Annotated in this window: 14 protein-coding genes; 1 reads left to right on the top strand and 13 read right to left on the bottom strand. The window is 43.6% G+C overall.

From position 1 onward, the window contains the following. Positions 1-119: 119 nt before the first annotated feature. The 6 genes from KCTCHS21_RS04640 to KCTCHS21_RS04615 all read right to left on the bottom strand — a co-directional run bounded on the left by KCTCHS21_RS04640 (position 120) and on the right by KCTCHS21_RS04615 (position 6,862). Positions 120-1,076, bottom strand: coding sequence for a 5'-nucleotidase (locus KCTCHS21_RS04640; RefSeq protein ID WP_130605399.1), 957 nt, complete (start codon positions 1,074-1,076; stop codon positions 120-122). 39 nt (positions 1,077-1,115) lie between these two features. Beyond that, positions 1,116-1,988, bottom strand: coding sequence for an Abi family protein (locus KCTCHS21_RS04635; protein WP_157993948.1), 873 nt, complete (start codon positions 1,986-1,988; stop codon positions 1,116-1,118). A gap of 114 nt (positions 1,989-2,102) precedes the next feature. Continuing rightward, on the bottom strand, positions 2,103-3,269 hold the full coding sequence (locus KCTCHS21_RS04630) for a Gfo/Idh/MocA family protein (protein ID WP_232058074.1): 1,167 nt from the start codon (positions 3,267-3,269) through the stop codon (positions 2,103-2,105). 1 nt (position 3,270) lies between these two features. After that, complete coding sequence (locus tag KCTCHS21_RS04625) at positions 3,271-4,113, bottom strand: class I fructose-bisphosphate aldolase (protein WP_232058073.1); 843 nt, start codon at positions 4,111-4,113, stop codon at positions 3,271-3,273. Between the two features lie 3 nt (positions 4,114-4,116). Next, positions 4,117-5,610 carry a rhamnulokinase gene (locus KCTCHS21_RS04620; RefSeq protein ID WP_130605396.1) on the bottom strand — a complete coding sequence of 498 codons (1,494 nt, stop codon included), beginning with the start codon at positions 5,608-5,610 and terminating at the stop codon, positions 4,117-4,119. A gap of 10 nt (positions 5,611-5,620) precedes the next feature. Then, on the bottom strand, positions 5,621-6,862 hold the full coding sequence (locus KCTCHS21_RS04615) for a TIM barrel protein (RefSeq protein ID WP_162309265.1): 1,242 nt from the start codon (positions 6,860-6,862) through the stop codon (positions 5,621-5,623). Positions 6,863-7,161: 299 nt separating this feature from the next. Here KCTCHS21_RS04615 and KCTCHS21_RS04610 point away from each other — a divergent pair, with 299 nt between their 5' ends. Continuing rightward, positions 7,162-7,923, top strand: coding sequence for a DeoR/GlpR family DNA-binding transcription regulator (locus KCTCHS21_RS04610; protein WP_130605393.1), 762 nt, complete (start codon positions 7,162-7,164; stop codon positions 7,921-7,923). Between the two features lie 60 nt (positions 7,924-7,983). Here the strand turns inward: KCTCHS21_RS04610 and KCTCHS21_RS04605 are convergent, their stop codons facing one another. The 7 genes from KCTCHS21_RS04605 to KCTCHS21_RS04575 form a co-directional block, all read right to left on the bottom strand. Continuing rightward, complete coding sequence (locus tag KCTCHS21_RS04605; protein WP_197726503.1) at positions 7,984-10,779, bottom strand: glycosyl hydrolase family 95 catalytic domain-containing protein; 2,796 nt, start codon at positions 10,777-10,779, stop codon at positions 7,984-7,986. Positions 10,780-10,940: 161 nt separating this feature from the next. Then, on the bottom strand, positions 10,941-11,960 hold the full coding sequence (locus KCTCHS21_RS04600; protein ID WP_130605391.1) for an ABC transporter substrate-binding protein: 1,020 nt from the start codon (positions 11,958-11,960) through the stop codon (positions 10,941-10,943). Positions 11,961-12,027: 67 nt separating this feature from the next. Next, positions 12,028-13,032: an ABC transporter permease gene (locus tag KCTCHS21_RS04595; protein ID WP_408621792.1), complete on the bottom strand. Its 1,005-nt coding sequence runs from the start codon at positions 13,030-13,032 to the stop codon at positions 12,028-12,030. 27 nt (positions 13,033-13,059) lie between these two features. After that, positions 13,060-14,568 (bottom strand): sugar ABC transporter ATP-binding protein, encoded by a 1,509-nt coding sequence (locus KCTCHS21_RS04590; protein WP_130616350.1) that lies wholly within the window; start codon positions 14,566-14,568, stop codon positions 13,060-13,062. A gap of 236 nt (positions 14,569-14,804) precedes the next feature. Beyond that, positions 14,805-15,791, bottom strand: coding sequence for a substrate-binding domain-containing protein (locus KCTCHS21_RS04585; protein ID WP_130605387.1), 987 nt, complete (start codon positions 15,789-15,791; stop codon positions 14,805-14,807). A gap of 25 nt (positions 15,792-15,816) precedes the next feature. Further along, a complete protein-coding gene (locus KCTCHS21_RS04580) occupies positions 15,817-17,586 on the bottom strand; it encodes a sensor histidine kinase (protein ID WP_232058072.1) in 1,770 nt (589 codons plus the stop codon). Further along, on the bottom strand, positions 17,583-19,202 hold the full coding sequence (locus KCTCHS21_RS04575; protein WP_162309264.1) for a response regulator: 1,620 nt from the start codon (positions 19,200-19,202) through the stop codon (positions 17,583-17,585). The genes KCTCHS21_RS04580 and KCTCHS21_RS04575 overlap by 4 nt, the downstream gene beginning before the upstream one ends. Between the last annotated feature and the right edge of the window lie 105 nt (positions 19,203-19,307).

Raw genomic sequence — 19,307 nt, 5'->3', positions numbered from 1 at the left:
AAAGGGAATGGTTAATATTTTGAAACGTGATGCGTAAACAGAAGAGTAAAAAAGAAAACCCGTAATTCCTTATAAGGGAAATTACGAGCTTTCTTTAACAAATACATTACTGGCTTCATCTAGTTTTCCTGAAGCCTAATCGTTTTCTTTGGTTCCTGATTTGTAACTCCAAATGGCACATGAACCGAAGGAGCTATTCTTGCCACATCTGCAATATGCCCAACCTGATCATCAAAAAATATATGCGGCTTAAATATTTTCAAAACTCGATTTTTATCTATACCACCCAGGAAAAAAGCCTCATCAACGATAATATCCAATTTCCTAAGGGTAGCAATCACACGTTCATGTGCAGGCGCGTTCCTTGCTGTTGCAATTGCTATACGAATTCGTGGAATGTAATTTGGATCTGCCTGTTTTTTCTGCAGTTCCCTCTTAGTCAGATTAGAAATCTCAAGGAAAAACCTCAGCAAAGGTCCCGCTGGCAAAGGCTCCCCCGCCTTTAATCTCTCATGTTGATGAAATAACTTTATTGCACCGTGTTGATAGACAACTTCAGCTGAATCATCCGCAATAATGCCATCAAAATCGAACGCCAATCTAAGCACTTCATCCTCTTCATCATCTACAAAATCTGTAGGATAGACACAGCCTGCAGGCAGCCCAAGCTCTATGGCTTGTTTAACATCATTAGGGTTTCCAGATAAAAATAGGGATGCGTTAAAAGCTTCCATATACAAAAACGGGTTATTTCCAGTAACAAAAACAGCACGACTAATTGGGAGCCTGTAAGATTCTATTGATTTTAACACTCGTAATCCCGTATCCGGATCATTTCTCGATAATAATACAACCTCAACGGGTTGGTCCTCAGGAGTAGAACCATTCACCTTAAGCAATCTCTTAATAAGGGGGAAAGCGACTCCTTTACCGAGTGTATTGGTTTCATTTTCCCGTTGGTACTTTCTATATCCTTCTTCTCCTAGATTCCTAAAGACTTCATCAGATTCAGATAGATCGAATAGAGCACTAGAAGCTATTGCAACAACAAATTTATCTTGAATATTGAATCCCAAGGTATCTTCCACCTAACTACAATAAAGTTATCGCAACGATTATTTCACTGTAATCAATGCGTACCAATCTTCTTTAAATCCTAACCTACGTATATCTACATCCCTATATTCTCCTATTAATGACTCAAGCTTAATAACCCATATACGCCAATAAGTATTATCTGTAATTAAATATTTGAGATTAAAAATGACAGCGAACAACGAATTTTCATGTATTTCTAGTTTTTTATCAACATGCCTAAATCTCGGCTTAATCGGTAGTGATTGATTAAACAATCTATTATAATGAGCGCAACGATTCCTAACAACAGTCAGTGCGTAGAGCCAGCTTGAAATCTCCTCATGATGAACACCATAATATTCTTGCGCAATTGCACGCTGATCAGGAACCTGTAAATTCTTAAATAGCTTCGAAAGACCAGAGAACATTAACACTTCAAATGCAACCCATACTGGGAAAATGCCTTCCTTGTTCTCATGGTGATGAGTCACAAAGGGATCCTTCGATAAACTAAGTCCTTTTTCTAATTCCGCAATAAAATCTTTATGATGCTCTTCGGACCTAAAAATTGTATAGTCTTGATACCCTAATGGGTGATATTTATGACCAATGAGATATGCAATATGGGTTCTAAATGCTATCTCCACATGCTCGATAATTTCCATCAATATATTTCTTAGCTTCGAATCAAACTCATAATGTCTTAGAATTGTATTGAATGTAGTACCCTCAAAAAAAACATTATCCCTCTTAAAAGATAATGTATACGCAGTTAACCTATAATAATTTATTCTTTTTAGAGTATCTACAGCCTTCTTACTATCTTCAATTATAAGACCACGGCTTCGTAAAAGTTCAACTTGATCTTCATATGTTATCGCCGGTTTCAATTTATTATTAGGTATATTCAAGTGAATTGCCCCTATATAAAAAAATGGCTCGCCCTAGTTACGCATGCAAGCAGAGGCGCGGGCGAGATCTGTTATAAACAGTATAAACAATACTATTTGTCAAGTAAAGAAAAATTAATATAACCTAATCGTATCCCCCGAACGGTTCGATTCCAGCGCCGCTGTAAACAAATCATGGCTGCCAGCCGCTTCCTCCGGAAGAGCGCATTGAAACGGCTGCAGCATTCCTTCTCTACCATTTACTAGCTCGTCGCAGAAAGCCGCCCACATTTGCAGAATGGAGTCTGAAAAACCGAATTCGAATATTCCCCCAGTTATCGTGCCATATGCCGAATGATAGGGGACATCAGCAACGTGCCAAGCTTGAGTTCCTCCGGGTACATATGGAAGAGATGCGACCTGTTTGGGATTTTTGGTCGTAAATTCTGCAGAAAATTCGGTGCCTTGTATTCGAATAAACCATGTATTGGCATGGCCGGGTGCAATTCGTTTCGTAGAAAGGATCATTGGAAATTGCTGCGTTTCCGTAAGCACATCACAAGCAAGAATCGCGTTATCCCATGTTTCGCAAGGTGCCATCCCCCCTTGCCCATCGGGACGTTCCTCTACGATCTTGTTGAGTAGCGCCCTGACACTTTGCGGTTGCCACCCAAATCTTAATGGCAGGTGCAAAACATGTAGCCCAAGATCCCCCATACAACCATACTCGCCGTTCGTAGCTATCCGTCTTTTCCAGTTTATTGGCTTACTCGGATCAAGATCGCTAGAATGCCAGAAGCCTGCTTCCACCTCAATTATGCGGCCAAACCGCCCTTCTTTAACCCATTTCGTGATGTGCATCGCGCCAGGGTAGAATGGAAACTCCGATGAGCAACGAACAATGACCTGCGGATGGTCCGCAATCGTCTGTAAAATTCGTTCATTCGCTTCCTTGTCTATGCCGAACGGCTTTTCGCCTAGTAGATGCTTGCCTGCGCTAATAATATCTATATATATTTGCTCGTGCAGATTATGCGGAACTGCGCAATAAATCGCATCCACCTCCGTATTGGCGAGCATATCCTTATAGTCGACATACACGTATTTCACACTTGGGACAGCACGAACAAACCATGCCGATGCAGCCGAATTGGCGTCACATATCGCGATAATCTGAGGTTCAAAATTCACGTCGGTAAGATGGCACCAGCGCGCCACGGCGCTAGCAAATTCCTTGCCCATCAATCCACATCCGATGACCCCGAAGCGGATAACCTTATTTTTCACCTTATCTTCAGCCACATTAAACACCTTCTCTATTCAGAATTGCTAATGCCATCTCAGCTGAAGCACCTTTATGAACGATTTGCATGAGCGCTTTCGTCATACGTCCAGGAGTCGGATGCTGAATCACATTCCGTCCATAGACAATGCCCGAAGCACCTTGTCCCATCAGACGAGCTGTACGGTTTACAATTTCTTCATCCGAAGCACGTCCGCCCCCGCGTACGAGAACCGGTACTCCTGAAGCCACTTCAATTACACGATGATATTCTTCAACATTGTCACTTGGGTCGGCTTTAATGACATCTGCACCTAGCTCTACGGCTTGACGAACAAGTGGCATAATTTTGTTGATATCCCCATCTACCATATATCCACCTTTGACCTCATTCGGTAACATGACAAGTGGTTCAACCATCAGAACCATTCCGTACCGCTCGGCATCGCTCTTAAGCTTCATTATATTTTTTACACATTGATGATGTAGCTCTGGCTGTTCGGGTAAAAGCAACAGGTTAACACATACGGCTACTGCATCTAATTGAACGGCATGCTCGATGGCATTGTCGATGATTTCGCTGAACAGAAATTTCGGTAACTGTGCACCATAAATATTCGCAGCATCTGTACGCAGGACAAGACCTGGCTTAAGCTTTCCTGGAATATTTTGCAGGTGTTTGGCCTGCCCTACGCTTAATTGGATACAATCTGGATTCGCTTGAACAACCGTCTCAACTGCCTGCTTCATATCTTCAATAGAAGACAAGAATGAATACTCGTTAAAAAAGCCATGGTCAATGGCGACATCAAAGCATTTGCCTTCTTCGCTGAACATCCGTTTCAAGCGTGCTTTTGTATTCACGAATTACACCTCTCCAAGTAGTAGTATGAATCGTTCGTAAGCTTCTTCCCATGGCACATCGATTTGAGGCTCATAGACAGTCACCGGAAAAGATCCCTTAACGAGCCTACGTGCATCAGCAAGATTCTGGCACTTACCCGACGCGATAAGCTGCGTGAGCATATTACCTATTACACTTGCTTCGGTCGGCCCTACCCATACGGGACGTCCGATGGCACTTGCAGTCAATTGGCAGAGCAGCTCATTCTGAATGCCACCCCCAACCATATGTAAACCACCAAATCTAGAACCTGTCACCAGTTCCAATTCCTCAAGGGTGTATCGGTATCGCAGTGCCAAGCTTTCTATCACGCAGCGCATCACTTCGCCTTCACTCACAGGAACATGCTGTCCGGTCTCTTGACAGAAAGCTTGAATTCTTCCGACCATGCCATGTGGAGGATAGAATCGTAGATCGTCTGGATTGATAAAGCTTACGAATGCCGGAGCTTTGCGAGCTTGAAGAGCAAGCTCTGCATAACTGATTGCATTTCCACCCTCCTCCCATTCGCGCTTGCATTCCTGAATGATCCATAAACCCATGAGTGTTTTAAGTAGCTGAATGGTTCCGAAGGCTCCTCCTTCATTGGAAAATGCCAATCTCGCAGTGTCTGCATTTATTAAGGGCTCAGCAAGCTCCGTTCCCAACACGTTCCAAGTACCGCACACCAGATAAGCGAAAGGCTCGTCACCTGCCGGAACAGCTACTACCGCTAAGGCCGTGTCATGAGCTGCTGCAATGACATCGATGGGAGCAACACCTAGCTCCTCGCAGACATTCGCCGTCAAAGGACCTATTGTGTCTCCGGGTTGAATCGGCTCCGAGAATAACCGGGATGGAATAGAGAGAGCGTCCATAAGGCTCGTATTCCATACACGTTTAGATGGATGAAACAATTGCGTTGTCGTCGCCATCGTATATTCAATCGCTCGACGCCCCGTCAGCAGATACGCGAGCAGATCGGAGATCATCAGCAAATGCCTTGCGACACCAAGCTGCACTGACCTTGATTGACTCATCGCATAGAGCTGATAGATTGTATTAAACGGCATATTCTGTAGTCCAGTTTGCTGATATAACTCAACCGCTCCAATACGCTCGGTTACTTCTTCGATCTTACCTTCGGTTTGCCGATCTCGGTAGTGATAAGGATTACCTAGTAATTCACCGTTCACGTCCAATAAACCAAAGTCGACCCCCCAAGTATCAATTCCAATCGATTCCGGTTGATAGCCAGCATGGTAAGCATAACGAATCCCTGTTTTAACCTCATGCAGTAGACGCAGAATGTCCCAATGCAAATGATCACCCACATGGATAGCCTGATTGGGGAACCGATGTATTTCTTGCATCTCGAGCTTCGGAGGTGTGCCTTCATCTTTAATCCATTCACCAATGAAGGCACGCCCACTGCCCGCGCCAAGATCAAATGCGAGTACAGCCGTTTGCCTACTCATCCCATTACCCTCATCTCTCTCCTAAAATTTCTAACGCCTCACTTAACCTCAACCCGTCTCGCGGGATGTATTGTCGCCAGTACTTGATCGACGCCTCCATCTTCCGCAATACATCGTTGTTGGATTCGCTAGTTCCAGAGAAAATTTCAAGAGTTAAGTAAATATCCTCACATCTAGGCGGGAGCCCTGTATCTTCAGGTTTCTTGTAAGCTTTCTCCAACGCCCTTAATAACGGTTCCCCGAAAATGATTCCATTCTTGTTGCTTGCTTCTGTAAAAGGCTGATGGGCAGATGAAGTTCCTGTAGTCTGCTGCAAGTGAATGATAGGCGAATATGCCCCTAACTCTTCTAGCCACCGGTATGTATCGCTATCGCATGCATCAGCGAATAGATACGGGTAGTCATCCATTAATTGTTCGATGCGACTTATATAAGAAGATTGCTCTTGAATCGGTGATACGCACATCTCCACTAACATTTCGTGGGCTGCATAAGGGCCTACCCAAAGCGAATTTAATATGCCTTCCCTTCTGCTACGTTCTGCTGCCTGTTGGATTTCCCCAGCTTCTGGCCTACGAAATTTATGCTGACCGCTCTGATGACCTGTATCAAGCGTCAAATAGAACGGGGCGGCTGACCTCTTGAATACTTCCTTCAACAATTTCCTAGAGCCTTCGATCGTCCACGGAATTTGATGAGGCGTGTACATTTGCTCGACGCTCGGTGCATGAATGCCCACCTCTTGGCAATATACAGAAATATCAGCTAGTCTAGCATACAAATCCTCTTCTCTCTCTCTGTAAGCACTTGGAATCTGCAGGGTGGAATCGGCAAATGCATGACAATAGAATCCTAAGCCTGCACCCACACTTGCAGCGATGTCCGCCATTGGTTTAATCCACTCGTGCTGAATTCGATCACGAATCGACTTATCATGATGGGCCAAGCCAAGCGTTGTATACGTTCCATGTCCCGAATACATATTCGCGACCTTTACTCCGGTTTTTTCGCTTTGTGAATTAACCTCGCTAACCCACTTTTCCAAGTATTCCTTGCTCATGTAAAGCGGATCGCATTCGTTGTCTGCACTTGCTTCAACTTGAGTAATACCCATAGATTGTAATAGGCTCATCCATTCCACAGGTTTTGTCCATCGCTTTGAGGCAAAACAGTTATCAACGACCAAATGCAATTTGGGATCTTGCCCCGCAATTTCGCTTCGTGGTGTCCTATCGCCCATTTGCTTCATCATCCCATCTAATTGGTTTTATACCACCTTATTATTGGTGTTTTATTGGTATTTGTCTATTATTATTTTCATTTAAGTAAAATAAATCAACGAAAAATCAAATTAAAACCACGAAAATCAATGTGTTTCTAACCTTTAAAGACGAATATACCCCAACCAATATGACCACACTTGTTGATTTTCTTGAATAAATCGTTTATCTTACAGTTGTATACTTTGGACATTCTTTTGAAAAACCCAACCAAACCCAAGCTATTTCATCGTTTAATATAAGAAAAATTCCAATTAGAGGTGAGCAACACGTGTCCGTTCACGACCGAAAAAGAAAAATATTACTCCAGCTAAAACAGCACGGAATTATACGTATTGCGGAGCTAAGCCCCCTGTTCGGTGTTTCGGACGAGACCATTCGGAAAGATCTTGATCTATTGAGCCAAGAAGGCAAGCTACAACGGACGCATGGAGGCGCTATATCGATATCTGAGCCCCATTCACTTACACCGCATTTAGAAAGAGAGTTCACCAACGTTGAGCACAAGATTGCTATCGCCGAAATGGCGTTGAAGCATATTCAACCTCATGACACAATCGCGATAGATGGAAGTACGTCGGTCTTCTATTTGGCCAAAATCATTCCCGATATCCCGTTGACCATACTGACTAATTCCATGAAGGTAGTGTTTGAGCTAAGCAACCGCGAGAATATAAACCTTATTACTGTTGGCGGTAATTTGCTTCGTAAATCCTATTCCTTTCACGGAGCTCTTACTGAACGAATCCTTAAGGAATATCACGTGAATAAAGCATTTTTGTCTTGCACTGGACTGCACATCGAAAGAGGCTTTAGTGATTCGAACGAGGCACACGCCTCTGTAAAGCAGCGAATGATCGAAATCGCAGACCTTGTCTATTTTCTCGTGGACAGCAGTAAGCTGGGGGTTAAGGATTTAGTTCAAATCGCTCCGATAAGTGACATCGATTACGTAATTACCGATGGCCAAGCCGATACCGCCGGATATATAAGTAAACTTAGAGAAGCTCAGCTCGAAATAATCGATCAATAACTTAAGCGGTTATCGCACCCATGGTGGGCGTGATAACCGCTTCTCTTTTAATTTCTTCAACTACATTTGGAATTTCTCCCATGGGCCAATGGCGGCCCTATTGGCGATTAATGCTCCTACGCCTGCGTTTTCTGCACAAACGTATTGATTATTCACGACAGCTCGAAGAGAGAATGTACCGTCGCTATTATTAATCCACAAAAATTTCTGTGCCGTTCCGATCGTTGAAGAATTTGCTATCAAGCTTGCAGAAGATGAGGCCGTCACATACATATTGTTGACTGCCCTGAACGCGACCGCCCCACCTCCCGCGTCAACAACAACGAACTGTTCCCAGCCGCCTCCAGCAGGTGCATTAGCAATAAGAGGACTTGCGCCTGCAGAGTCCGCACAAACGAATTTCCCATTAATAGTTGCCTTAAAGGTAATCGTCTGTCCAATAGGTACTCCACTCGTACCTATGCCGTTACCAAGCGACCTTTGAGCTCCGTTTATCGTGATTGTCTTAGCCCCTTGATTTGCCGTAGCGCTCAATTGTACGAAGCTGTAGCTCCCAAGAGGTTTAGCTGTTCTTTCTAAAATGTAATTCGTATTCGCCGACGTCGAAATATTGAACTGACTGCTATTAGTTGTCTGTATGATCGTATTGTCCGATAGCCTTCTAACCTGAACCTGCTGTGTGCCCCATGGATTAATGACCGTGGTTGAGTTGCCATATTGGCTCCTAATACCTACATATTTGATTTCGCCGGCTTCCTTCTCTGAACTGACTAAGAATCCTCCGCTTGCAAGCAAAGTGAACTTGGCATTCATCGTCGCGTCACTCGGCAATCCTGGGAAAACACGAATCTTATCGTCATAGCTTTGAAGCAATGACTCATTCATCGCGATCAAATTCACACCCATATACTCAAATTCACCATTCGTATTCATCGTGCGTCCGTTAGTAAGATCTTGATAGCGTTGGATCATCATTTTCATACCCAAATACGATTCGTCGCCAAGACCTAATCTTGCAGCCTGAATCGGAGCTGGATCCCAAATGTTGTTTATCCCATAAGGATTCGGTCTACTGTTATAGTTATTGATGAGCATCTGCTGATCTGAATATCCAATTCCAGTAACGGAATATGGCCAAGCAAGCTCGAGGACTACATTTTCATTATTCCGATTTGGCGAAATGGGTGGAGAATGCGGAAAATACTTCGTTGAATCACTTGGATCTATAGGATATGCAATTAAATTATTTACGATATTCTGCCATTGTGTGCGTAAAGTACTGTCTAGACCGAGCTGTTGACTGACTTGAATTGCGACTGGGAATAGCGCTCTTACGGCTACTAAGTCAACAATCGCATTCGGTACGTTCCAATGCTGTTCGTGCGAATTAGACAAAGCCATATAGTATTTGCCAGTCCCGCTATTGTAGCTTAGCTTAGCTGAATAAAACTTTGCTGCTTCTCTCAGGAATGGATACGCCGTATTGCTCAAATAACTGGCGTCGTTGGTGTACTTATATTGTGCATACATATTTAACGCAGCTTCTGCGCTGGTTGACATAATTTCCTTTGTATAATCACTATTTATCGTATGTCTTGCATTGCCGTCCCACCCCATCGTCTCGGGCAGCCAAATACCGTCAATCCCAAATCGGGTCATTGTATACGATTTCAGAGTACTGAAGTTTCTAGCGTACAAGTTGTTAAACGTATTTACGATCTCCGCATGATTTGATGCCAGGAACGAATGATAGAGATCTCGTTGGTTCCAATACCAATAGGCATATCCCCATTTGCCTGCATCGTCGTCCTTCACGCCGCTGAAGGTACCGTTAATAAAATGACTCGGATAATTCGCATAGCTTCCCGCTGCAATCATGTAAGTAGATAAATAGTAGAAGTTCTCGAGATAGTCGGCGTCACCCGATGCGTTAGAGTATTGCACAAAAGATTTATTCCAAAAATCGTGCCACCAATTCTTAAAGTTATTAAGCGTCGTTGCATACCCCGTGCTCTTCACACTGTTAAGCAAGCTTTTGGCTTGTGTAACTGAATCGTTGCCTGGTGCATTGAGCCTGCTTGCAACAGAAATCCAAATCGTGTAGCTGGAGGTTGGAGTAATGTTTAATCGAACTTGACTCCCCCCTACCGATTGCGTTGTGAAGCTTGCTCCTTCCACTGTTGCAGCCATCGTATAGCCGAATTTGCTCGCATCGGTCTGTCCACGGCTAAAGCCCACAACGGTTGGATCCACAAAGGTCGTCACCGTCTTCCAAGTATTTAGATCTGGCACGTCACCGCCATTACTAAGGGTGCTAACGTCCCACAAACTTAAATCTAGTGTTACGTTTGATATGCCAGTGCGCGTATCTTCCACGTGGATCCCCATCACTTCAGAGTTCGGAGAGCCCATAATGGTAATCGTTCGATTATTGTCATACTTCGTTGTTGAAATACCATCATATAAAGATAACCGCTGCTGATAACTTGAATAGCCGGAATCAAAGCCAGGGTTGGAATATAGGTTGACTAGCCCTCCCGAAGCCCAGCCATGCTGTGAAGAATCTACACCTTGCAGTTGCATTGTTAGGCCACCTGCCGTGTTCCACACTTGAGCACCTACATGACCGTTGCCGACAGTCATTCCGCTTTTGGAATTAGTAACGGGCGAATTATAAACGAGATCGTTTTTTGACAAGTATGATGCATAATCAACATTCAGCTTACCCCCACTCGTATCGAACGAATGTGAAGTTGGGCTTGCTCCTGCCGGACCTACAAACAAGCATGCAGCCATCAAGCTGCCTACTGCTGACAACGTCGCAACACGTGTCTTCCAATTCTGATTACGAATCATTCATGAACTCCTCCTCAATTTTTTTCAAAATTTTGAATTCCTTCTGAGATTCTCATCAAGTAAGTAAGCGTATTCATTATGCTTTTTAATAAATTCTCTCCTTCATTACTTTGTATAGGAAAGCCATCCGGAATTACTCCGGCTGGCTTTCCTGCAACACCTTATTCGTAAATAACAGCTTTGATTTCTTCGCTATCGATATTGTTTTTGTCATACCAGAAGAAGCCGGTGTCAACATTCTTTTCTACCTTTTCGCCTTTGATTGCGGCTACAGCAGCTTTAACAGTTTCATAACCAATGCCGATCGGGTTCTGCGTGATCGAACCGGAGAGAACGCCTCCACGAATCGCATCTAGTTGCGCTTTACCGGAGTCGAATCCGATAGCAATTATTTTACCGGTCTTATTGGATTCCTTGACGCCGTTAGCTACGCCGATCGCCGCGCCTTCATTGGATCCGAAGATCCCTTTGAGGTTCGGGTGCGACTGGAGGATGGCTTTCGTAAGATCCGTTGCCTTCAACGGGTCGCCGCTATACTGAAGATCGACAATCTTAATTTCGGGATACTTCGATTCGATTTGCTCTTTGAATCCATCTCTACGGTCTACACCTGTGCGGCTCGTTTGGTCATGGACGACCATGGCGATTTCGCCTTTGCCACCAATTAATTCGGCCATCTTGTCAGCTGCTAGAGCTGCAGCTTTTTTGTTGTCCGTTGAAGCTGTTGTCACTGGAATGTCGCTGTCCACACCGGAGTCGAATGCGATAATCGGAATATTTTTATCTTTCGCTTGCTGCAGAAGCGGAATAGAAGCTTTGCTGTCTAGAGCCGCGAAGCCGATTGCTGAAGGCTTCTTACCTAGTGCAGCCTGTAACATTTCTAATTGCTTATCGACTTGCTCTTCTGTTTCCGGTCCTTCGAATGAAATTTCTGCACCGAATTCCGAAGCTGCTTTCTCAGCCCCAATCTTAACCGATTGCCAGAATTGATGCTGGAAGCCCTTACAAATAATCGGAATGTACAGCTTCTCTGACACTGCAGCTTGCGAAGCAGTTGGCTTCTTACTTGCTTCTTGAGATGGGCTGCTGTTCTCGTTTGCATTTTTTCCACAAGCAGTAACAGTTACGATTCCAGCCAACAATAATGTGGCCATAGACCAACTTCTAAAGCTCTTTTTCATTGTAATTCTCCCCTTCAGTGGATTGGTTGAATTTATATAATCTTCGAGAACGAAGACCATAACATAGTTAGGACGCTTTTTTGCGTCTGAGAATGTCGGCGTACACGGCAAGGAAGATGACGAACCCTACGACGACTGTTTGCCATTCTTGTGGGACAGACATAATTCGGAGTCCGTTAGTCAACACACTCATTATGAGTGCCCCAATGACCGTTCCGAGTATTGAACCTTTGCCTCCACTCAGCGATGTGCCTCCAATTACAACTGCCGCGATTGCTTCTAACTCGTAGCCCATTCCAAGAGCTGGTTGAGCAGAGTTCAGTCGTGAGGAAATCAAAATACCTGCTACTGCAGTAAATAAACCGGTAATCGTATAAATCACGATTTTCCAAAAATTCACGTTCACTCCGGAAAGCCTAGTTGCCTCTTCATTGCTACCAATCGCGAAATTATAACGACCGATAATTGTCCGGCTTAGGACAATACTGCCTATAACAGCGACACAGAAGAAGATGAGGACAGCATTCGGAATTTTGAAACCAGGTATAATTTTGTCAAGTATTGAATCGAGCGATATATCCGAATATTTGAAGCCTTTTTCAGGAGTAGGAAAGTATACCGGTCTGGTTCCCGAAATAACGAGCGCCAGCCCTTTTGCAATCATCATGACCGCCAGCGTTGCAATGAAAGACGGGATTTTCATCTTCGCTACCGCTACTCCGGAGACGAAACCGCATAATGCCCCTGTTGCCAAACCAACAAGGAGCCCGGCCCAGACCGGCCATCCCCAATAGGTAATGCTGACACCGGTCATGACTGCAGTTAAAGTCATTACCGTACCAACCGAAAGATCAATTCCTCCCGTAATGATGACGAAGGTCGCACCAAGTGCCAGTACCCCGACAACTGCTGTTGATAGCAGAACGCCTACGATATTAGAAAACTGAAAGAAGTTGTCCGATGCTAACGAGAACACTAACACCAGAATGATTAGGCTTCCAAAAGCGAGGAGCTGCTGCAAAATTCCAGAGTTTAAGGCTACTGGGTAACGTTTGGTTTTCTGAGTTGCCAATGTCCTATTCATCTATTTCTCCTCCAATTAAACGGCTTCGAATCTTTGCGTTGCATAATGCATGATCATTTCTTGCGAGACGTTGCCATCATTGACGATATCCCCGGTAATGCGCCCTTCACACATGACTAGAATGCGGTGGCTGACTCTTAGTACTTCTGGGAGCTCCGAGCTGATGACAATTATTGATTTCCCCTCATGAACTAATCCGTCTAAAAGCTTATAGATCTCACTTTTCGCTCCAATATCTATGCCACGTGTCGGTTCATCGAAAATCAAAATATCACAATTTTTGGTCAGCCATTTACCGATGATCACCTTCTGCTGATTTCCACCTGATAGATTACGTAATTGTTGACTAATGCTTGGTGTTTTAACTTTAAGGCTATCAACGATTTTTTCGGCTCTATGAGCAATTCGGGAATCTGACATCCATCCAAATCGGGAGAAATTTTTATATGATGCAACTGCTACGTTGGACTTCACATCCATATCGAGCACGCAACCGTATCTTTTACGATCTTCTGATAAATACCCGAGCCCATGGTCTACTGCGTGATGAGGGCTAGTGATTTTGACCTTCTTACCATGAATGAATATTTCACCCGTATCGATTTCATCTGCGCCAAACAATGCCCTTGCCACTTCCGTTCGCCCCGAACCCACCAAGCCCGCAATGCCTAATATTTCACCTTTTCGAAGCTGGAAGCTAACATCCTTGATCGCTCTTCCACGATTTATTTCTTTCGCTTCCAATACAACCTCCACATTCTTTCGGTGATCCACTGGACTAGTGGAATGGTAAATTTCTCTACCGACCATCAAGGCGATAATTCGATCAATCGTTGTTTCTTCCGTCATAACCGTATCGATATAACTGCCATCCCGCATAACTGTAATTCGATCACTTATCCGCTCTAGTTCATCCATTCGGTGAGAGATATAAACGATTCCTACACCTTGCGAACGAAGCTTTGTGATTGCCGTAAACAACTCTTCGATTTCCGAATCACTTAGCGCAGCCGTTGGCTCATCCATAATGAGCACCTGCGAATCATAAGAAATCGCTTTTACAATTTCGACCATCTGTTGTTTGGCTACGGTTAACTCCGACACAAGCGTTGTGGGCTCAATGTCCAGATTCATCTGCCGTAGAAGAACAGCAGCTTGCTTATTCATCTCTTTATCATCCAGAAATATCCGGATTGCTTTCCGGGGTTCGCGACCAATAAAAATATTTTGTGCAACCGTTAGATCGGGAGCCAGGTTCAATTCCTGATGAATCATACTAATTCCTAATTTTTGGGATGCTTTCGTATCTGGAAGCTGGACGGATTTCCCTCGCAGAATAATCTCGCCCCCGTCCTTCTGATACACTCCCGTCAAAATCTTCATCATCGTCGATTTGCCGGCTCCATTCTCACCCACAAGTGCATGAACTTCACCAGGCAGCAGATCGAATTGACAATTATTAAGGGCATGCACGCCGGAAAAATGCTTTTCTATCCCCTTCATGACAACGACATGCTCGCGCATCGCTCTATCACTTCCCATCTTCTGTATCCTGTCGATGATTTTAACTATACACACTTTGTTTTTAGGCTTACATGTGATTTTCTATTGCAATAGTCGAAAAAACACCAATAAAAAACAAAATAACCGGAACAAAACCCGGTTATAAGTACAGAAATATGATCGGAATACCTAGCGATGACCTAATAAAAAACGGCAGCCTAGGACTTTATTTGCTCGTCCAAGAATGCCGTTGTTTATTACTTACCGTAAAATGGGAACAAGAGTTTTTGGTTTTTTTCCTCGTACATGTTTTGTTTCGTAATAACGACTGAGCCAGTATCGATCGTCTTCGGCACCTTTTTCCCATGAATGGCATCGACAGCTGTTTTTATACTCAAATACCCCATCTGGAATGGCTTTTGAACGATAGTTGCCCTAATGACATCTTCTTCCAGAAGATTGATTACTGGAATTGGGCTGTCAAATCCGATCATGACAACCTTATCCTTAAGGTTCAACTCCCGGAATGCTCGCCCTCCTCCTACGCTCACCATTTCGTTCAGGCAGATGATACCATCGACATCAGGATGCTCACTCATAATTAGTTTCATCTGTTCGTAGGCATTCTCTTCAAGCCCTCTTGCGTAGTAGGTATCGAATATTTCGATGTTCGAGTCTTGACCAAGCACCTCGCGCACGCCGTCCTCCCGATCGCTCACAGAAGCTGACGCAAGAACGTATTTAATAATCGCTACTTGAGCGGGGCGGTTTCCAAGCTGCTTTCTCATTTCCATTCCCGCTTTTACTCCTGCCTTATAATTATCCGTCGCGATCGTGCTCTCTGCAATGTCTGCTTTAATACCCGAATCTACAATAAATAGCTTGATTCCACTCTTTATTACCTTCTCCGATACGGAAACGAGCCGATCGTAATCATTCGCAGCCAGTATAATAGCGTCCGGCTGTTCTGCAATTGCTTCTTCAACAAGTGCGATTTGCTCATCGATGTCTGACTCTGTTTTGGCGCCTCTTACAATAACGTTAGCACCGAACTCTTTTGCCGCTATATTGATTCCGTCCTTCATGACTTGCCAGAACTCGATAGAGTCGTCGGTAGATTTGATGATGACCCGTATTTCTATCATGTCATCCTTCGCGTTCCGAGTAAACCAGAAGCTCATGATAGCCACAAGCATCAGCGCCGCAACTAATATCCAGATGAAGCGCCTGAAAGTCCACCGCATCGTTCTTCACCTCATTAGTATTGTGCTACAGAACCTTAGGAAAACGAATCGTAACAACGGTCCCGACTCCTATCTCACTTGTGTAGCTAAGTCCATACTGTGTACCGAAATAGAGTTGAAGCCGCTCGTGTACATTCCGTATTCCTACGCCGCGACTGCCTGTATGCTTCGTCGTGGGATACAAGCACGATTTACATTTTTCATTAGTCATGCCGATTCCGTTGTCTTCTACGATTAGTAAAATATCGGATTCCGTTTCCTCCGACCTAATCTTGATCCAGCCAGAGCCACGCTTCTTCTTGATACCATGATAAATCGCATTTTCGACTATCGGCTGAAGAATTAGCTTTATCGACAAGTAATCCTGTAGAGAGTCACTTATTTCAATTAAATAATCCAGCTTATCACTATAACGCATCTGTTGAATTTTCAAATAGTTAGTAATGTGCTCCACTTCTGTGCTGATTGGAACTAGTTCCTCACCTTTACTAATCGATGAACGAAATAACTTAGACAGAGCTGACGTCATGATCGTAATTTCTTTCACTTTGTTACTTTGAGCCATCCAAATGATGGAGTCAAGCGTGTTGTAAAGAAAGTGCGGATTGATTTGTGCTTGCAACGCTTTGATTTCACTGACCCGTTTCTGTTCCTGATCGGCAATTGCCTGTGTCATCAATTCTTTGATTTTACTAACCATTATATTAAACGTTCTTGCTAGCCTACCGAGTTCAATCGTTCTCGATACTGGCACGTGAATATCGAAATTGCCCTTCTCCACTTCTTTCATATGATTTTCTAGTATTTTAATGGGCTGACTAATCCGCTGCGTCAAAAATACCGAAACCATAACTGCAATGACTATACATATAAGCCCCAAAAGGATAAAAGATAAGAGAGTATTCTTCTGGTTTGCGACTAATTCGTTCACGTAAGATACGCCAACAATTTTCCATCCAAAATCCGAGTCCTGTATAGAATAAATTCGGCTATTACTGCCTTCTTTGCTCGTAAAAGAGTCACTTTGGTTGGTGAGCACTTTGTCGATTAATTCTGTTTTGAGATCACTGTAGATGAGCTGCTGCTGAGGGTGATAGACAATTTTCCCTTCACTATCGATAATAAACACATATCCTCTGACACCTAATTTAATATCCTTCAGCATATCGCTCAAAACATTGAAGTTTAAGTCGACTAAGAAAACGCCTAGCTTCTGTGTTCCATCACGGCTGATGAGTTCGCGGCTAAGCGATACGACCCATGGATAATGTCCTTTAATGATGGGCTGTACATGCGAAGAGGATACCACATCTGCCCCATTTGCAGTGATAGCATCCTGATACCATTTCATGCTTTTTATATCCATAAACGGATTTAGCTCGAAATCCTTTCTTCCCGAAATAAATCTATCATCATTGCCGAAAACATTGATAGATGCAATGTCTGAACGCGACATGTACATAGACTCGAGAAAGTTGGATATCGTTTCCTTCTGTTTCTTCTCTTCTCCCAAGCTTTCAAAGGTTTCTGTAGATAAATACTGCTGAACACTGCGATTGTTAGCCACGAGATCCGACATGTATTTCATCCCGTTGACGTATGATTTTATGTTTTGATTAACTTGTTTGACCAGCTCTAACGTATACTCCTGCGCGTTGGCCTTGACTGACCCTCTAGACAAATAATAAGAGGTCACGATCATAATAAAAATCGTCATCAGTATAACCAAAACGAAAGCAAGCACGATATTCGTACGAAAGCTTCGAAATCTATTAAATAGATTCAACCTTATCACGCTTTCTCTGTTGTCATTTTAAGACGGTAATCCGTTGGAGAGTCCCCTGTATGCTTTTTGAAGGCTCCACTGAAATAATGAGGATCACTATAACCAACCTCGTAAGCAATTTCATAGCTTTTCATCGAAGTAAGATTTAGCAGCTCTTTGGCCTTCTCCATCCGCTCATGAGTTACAAATTCAATAAAGGTTTTTCCTTTATTTTGCTTGAATAGCATACTGAAGTAGCTTGTGCTCATCGATATATGACTGCTTACCGATTTAATAGACAATTCCGGATCATTAAAATTTGCTTTAAAAAATGCGATAGCTTTAGCGATTTGTAGCAGGTTATAATCTTGCCTCATGCTCTTTATTTCCAACAAGGCTTCTACGCAAAGGTTTCTCATCCACTCCTCCGTATCAAGCAGCGTCGAAAATTTCGCGATTTTTTGTATTGGATTTTCTGCATGCTGCGGAGATTGTACATGATTATTATTCACTTCATAGAGCGTGTGCATGAGAGTGAGAACGAGCCTTTGAAGGTAGATATGACAAACATCTCCAGGATACAATTGATCGCGAAGAGCAGCAAAAAGTCGGGTAACCCATACCTCCATCTCTTCCTTCGTTCCGGTCTTCAGCTTTGTAATCAATTCACTCTCCCATGTTATGATGGGAAACACTTCATGACGGTGCCGTTGCACCATATCGGATAAACGTATGATCGAATTCGGCCCAATGACGAAACGATATTCGAGCGCCCATAATGCGGTTTGATGAGCGTTCGAGACGTTGCTTCCCAGCTCGGCCACATCTCCGATTCCGATTGAAACCTTTGCTGGAAGGATCGAGGTAACGACCTGGTGAATTTCTTCAGCTAGACGTAACGCTTCCTCTTGTAACTCGATAGGGTCAGCATGGGATAACAGCGTTAATACACGGTTGTCTCGATCACGAAACACAACCGCCCCGGTGTGCTTGCTCACGATTTCCTGTGTTACATTATAGACGGCAAACCAGATGAGCTGTTGGTCAGAGGTCGTTACTGGTTGACTCCACAGAAAATCCTCCACAACCATGACCAGTTCTACCACATGTGAGCCTTTCCAATTCATTTGGAAATAGTCCCAGCCTTCGCCCTTCTCCTTTTCCGACATTTGGGACGTCATCATCCGCTCTAAAAACCGTTCTCTTAAGAGTGGCCAGCTTTCCGTTAAATGACGCTTCAAATGCTCATAATCTTGTCTCTCTCTCATTGATAGGTCGAGTTCACTCTTCAGCTTGCCTAGAACTCCACCTATTTCTTCAGGTGTAACCGGCTTTAGAATATAATCAACTGCATTCAGCTTGATCGCTTGCTGTGCGTATTCGAAATCGTCATATCCTGTTAAAATAATAACTTTAATTGAGGGGTACCTCTCAGCTAGCTCTCTCGTTAATTCTAATCCATCCATAAATGGCATGCCGATATCGGTTAGCACGACGTCGGGTCTATTATTCTCAACAAATTCTAAAGCCTCGATGCCGTCCTGACTGACACCTATGCACTCGAAGCCATATTCCGCCCAGTTCATTTGATATCTTATGGCTTCTCTTACGAGGACCTCGTCATCTACGAACAACAACTTATACATGTTCATCCCCCCAACTATATATTTCCAGACCTCTGGCATTTTAAGTTGTGATTTCATCTTAACTTATGTTGCAAATCTTACCAATGAGGTTTTACAGTTTCTTGT

The organism is Cohnella abietis (assembly GCF_004295585.1).
In the GTDB taxonomy this organism is placed as follows: Bacteria; Bacillota; Bacilli; order Paenibacillales; family Paenibacillaceae; genus Cohnella; species Cohnella abietis.
Note: the sequence above shows the minus strand (reverse complement) of the source record. Positions and strands in the feature narration are given on the sequence as shown.

Excerpts from the sequence above, each read along its gene's own strand:
- KCTCHS21_RS04590 (WP_130616350.1), bottom strand. The coding sequence starts at position 14,568 with ATGCGCGAGCATGTCGTTGTCATGAAGGGGATAGAAAAGCATTTTTCC.
- KCTCHS21_RS04615 (WP_162309265.1), bottom strand. The coding sequence starts at position 6,862 with ATGATGAAGCAAATGGGCGATAGGACACCACGAAGCGAAATTGCGGGG.
- KCTCHS21_RS04585 (WP_130605387.1), bottom strand. The coding sequence starts at position 15,791 with ATGCGGTGGACTTTCAGGCGCTTCATCTGGATATTAGTTGCGGCGCTG.
- KCTCHS21_RS04600 (WP_130605391.1), bottom strand. The coding sequence starts at position 11,960 with ATGAAAAAGAGCTTTAGAAGTTGGTCTATGGCCACATTATTGTTGGCT.
- KCTCHS21_RS04620 (WP_130605396.1), bottom strand. The coding sequence starts at position 5,610 with ATGAGTAGGCAAACGGCTGTACTCGCATTTGATCTTGGCGCGGGCAGT.
- KCTCHS21_RS04605 (WP_197726503.1), bottom strand. The coding sequence starts at position 10,779 with ATGATTCGTAATCAGAATTGGAAGACACGTGTTGCGACGTTGTCAGCA.
- KCTCHS21_RS04575 (WP_162309264.1), bottom strand. The coding sequence starts at position 19,202 with ATGTATAAGTTGTTGTTCGTAGATGACGAGGTCCTCGTAAGAGAAGCC.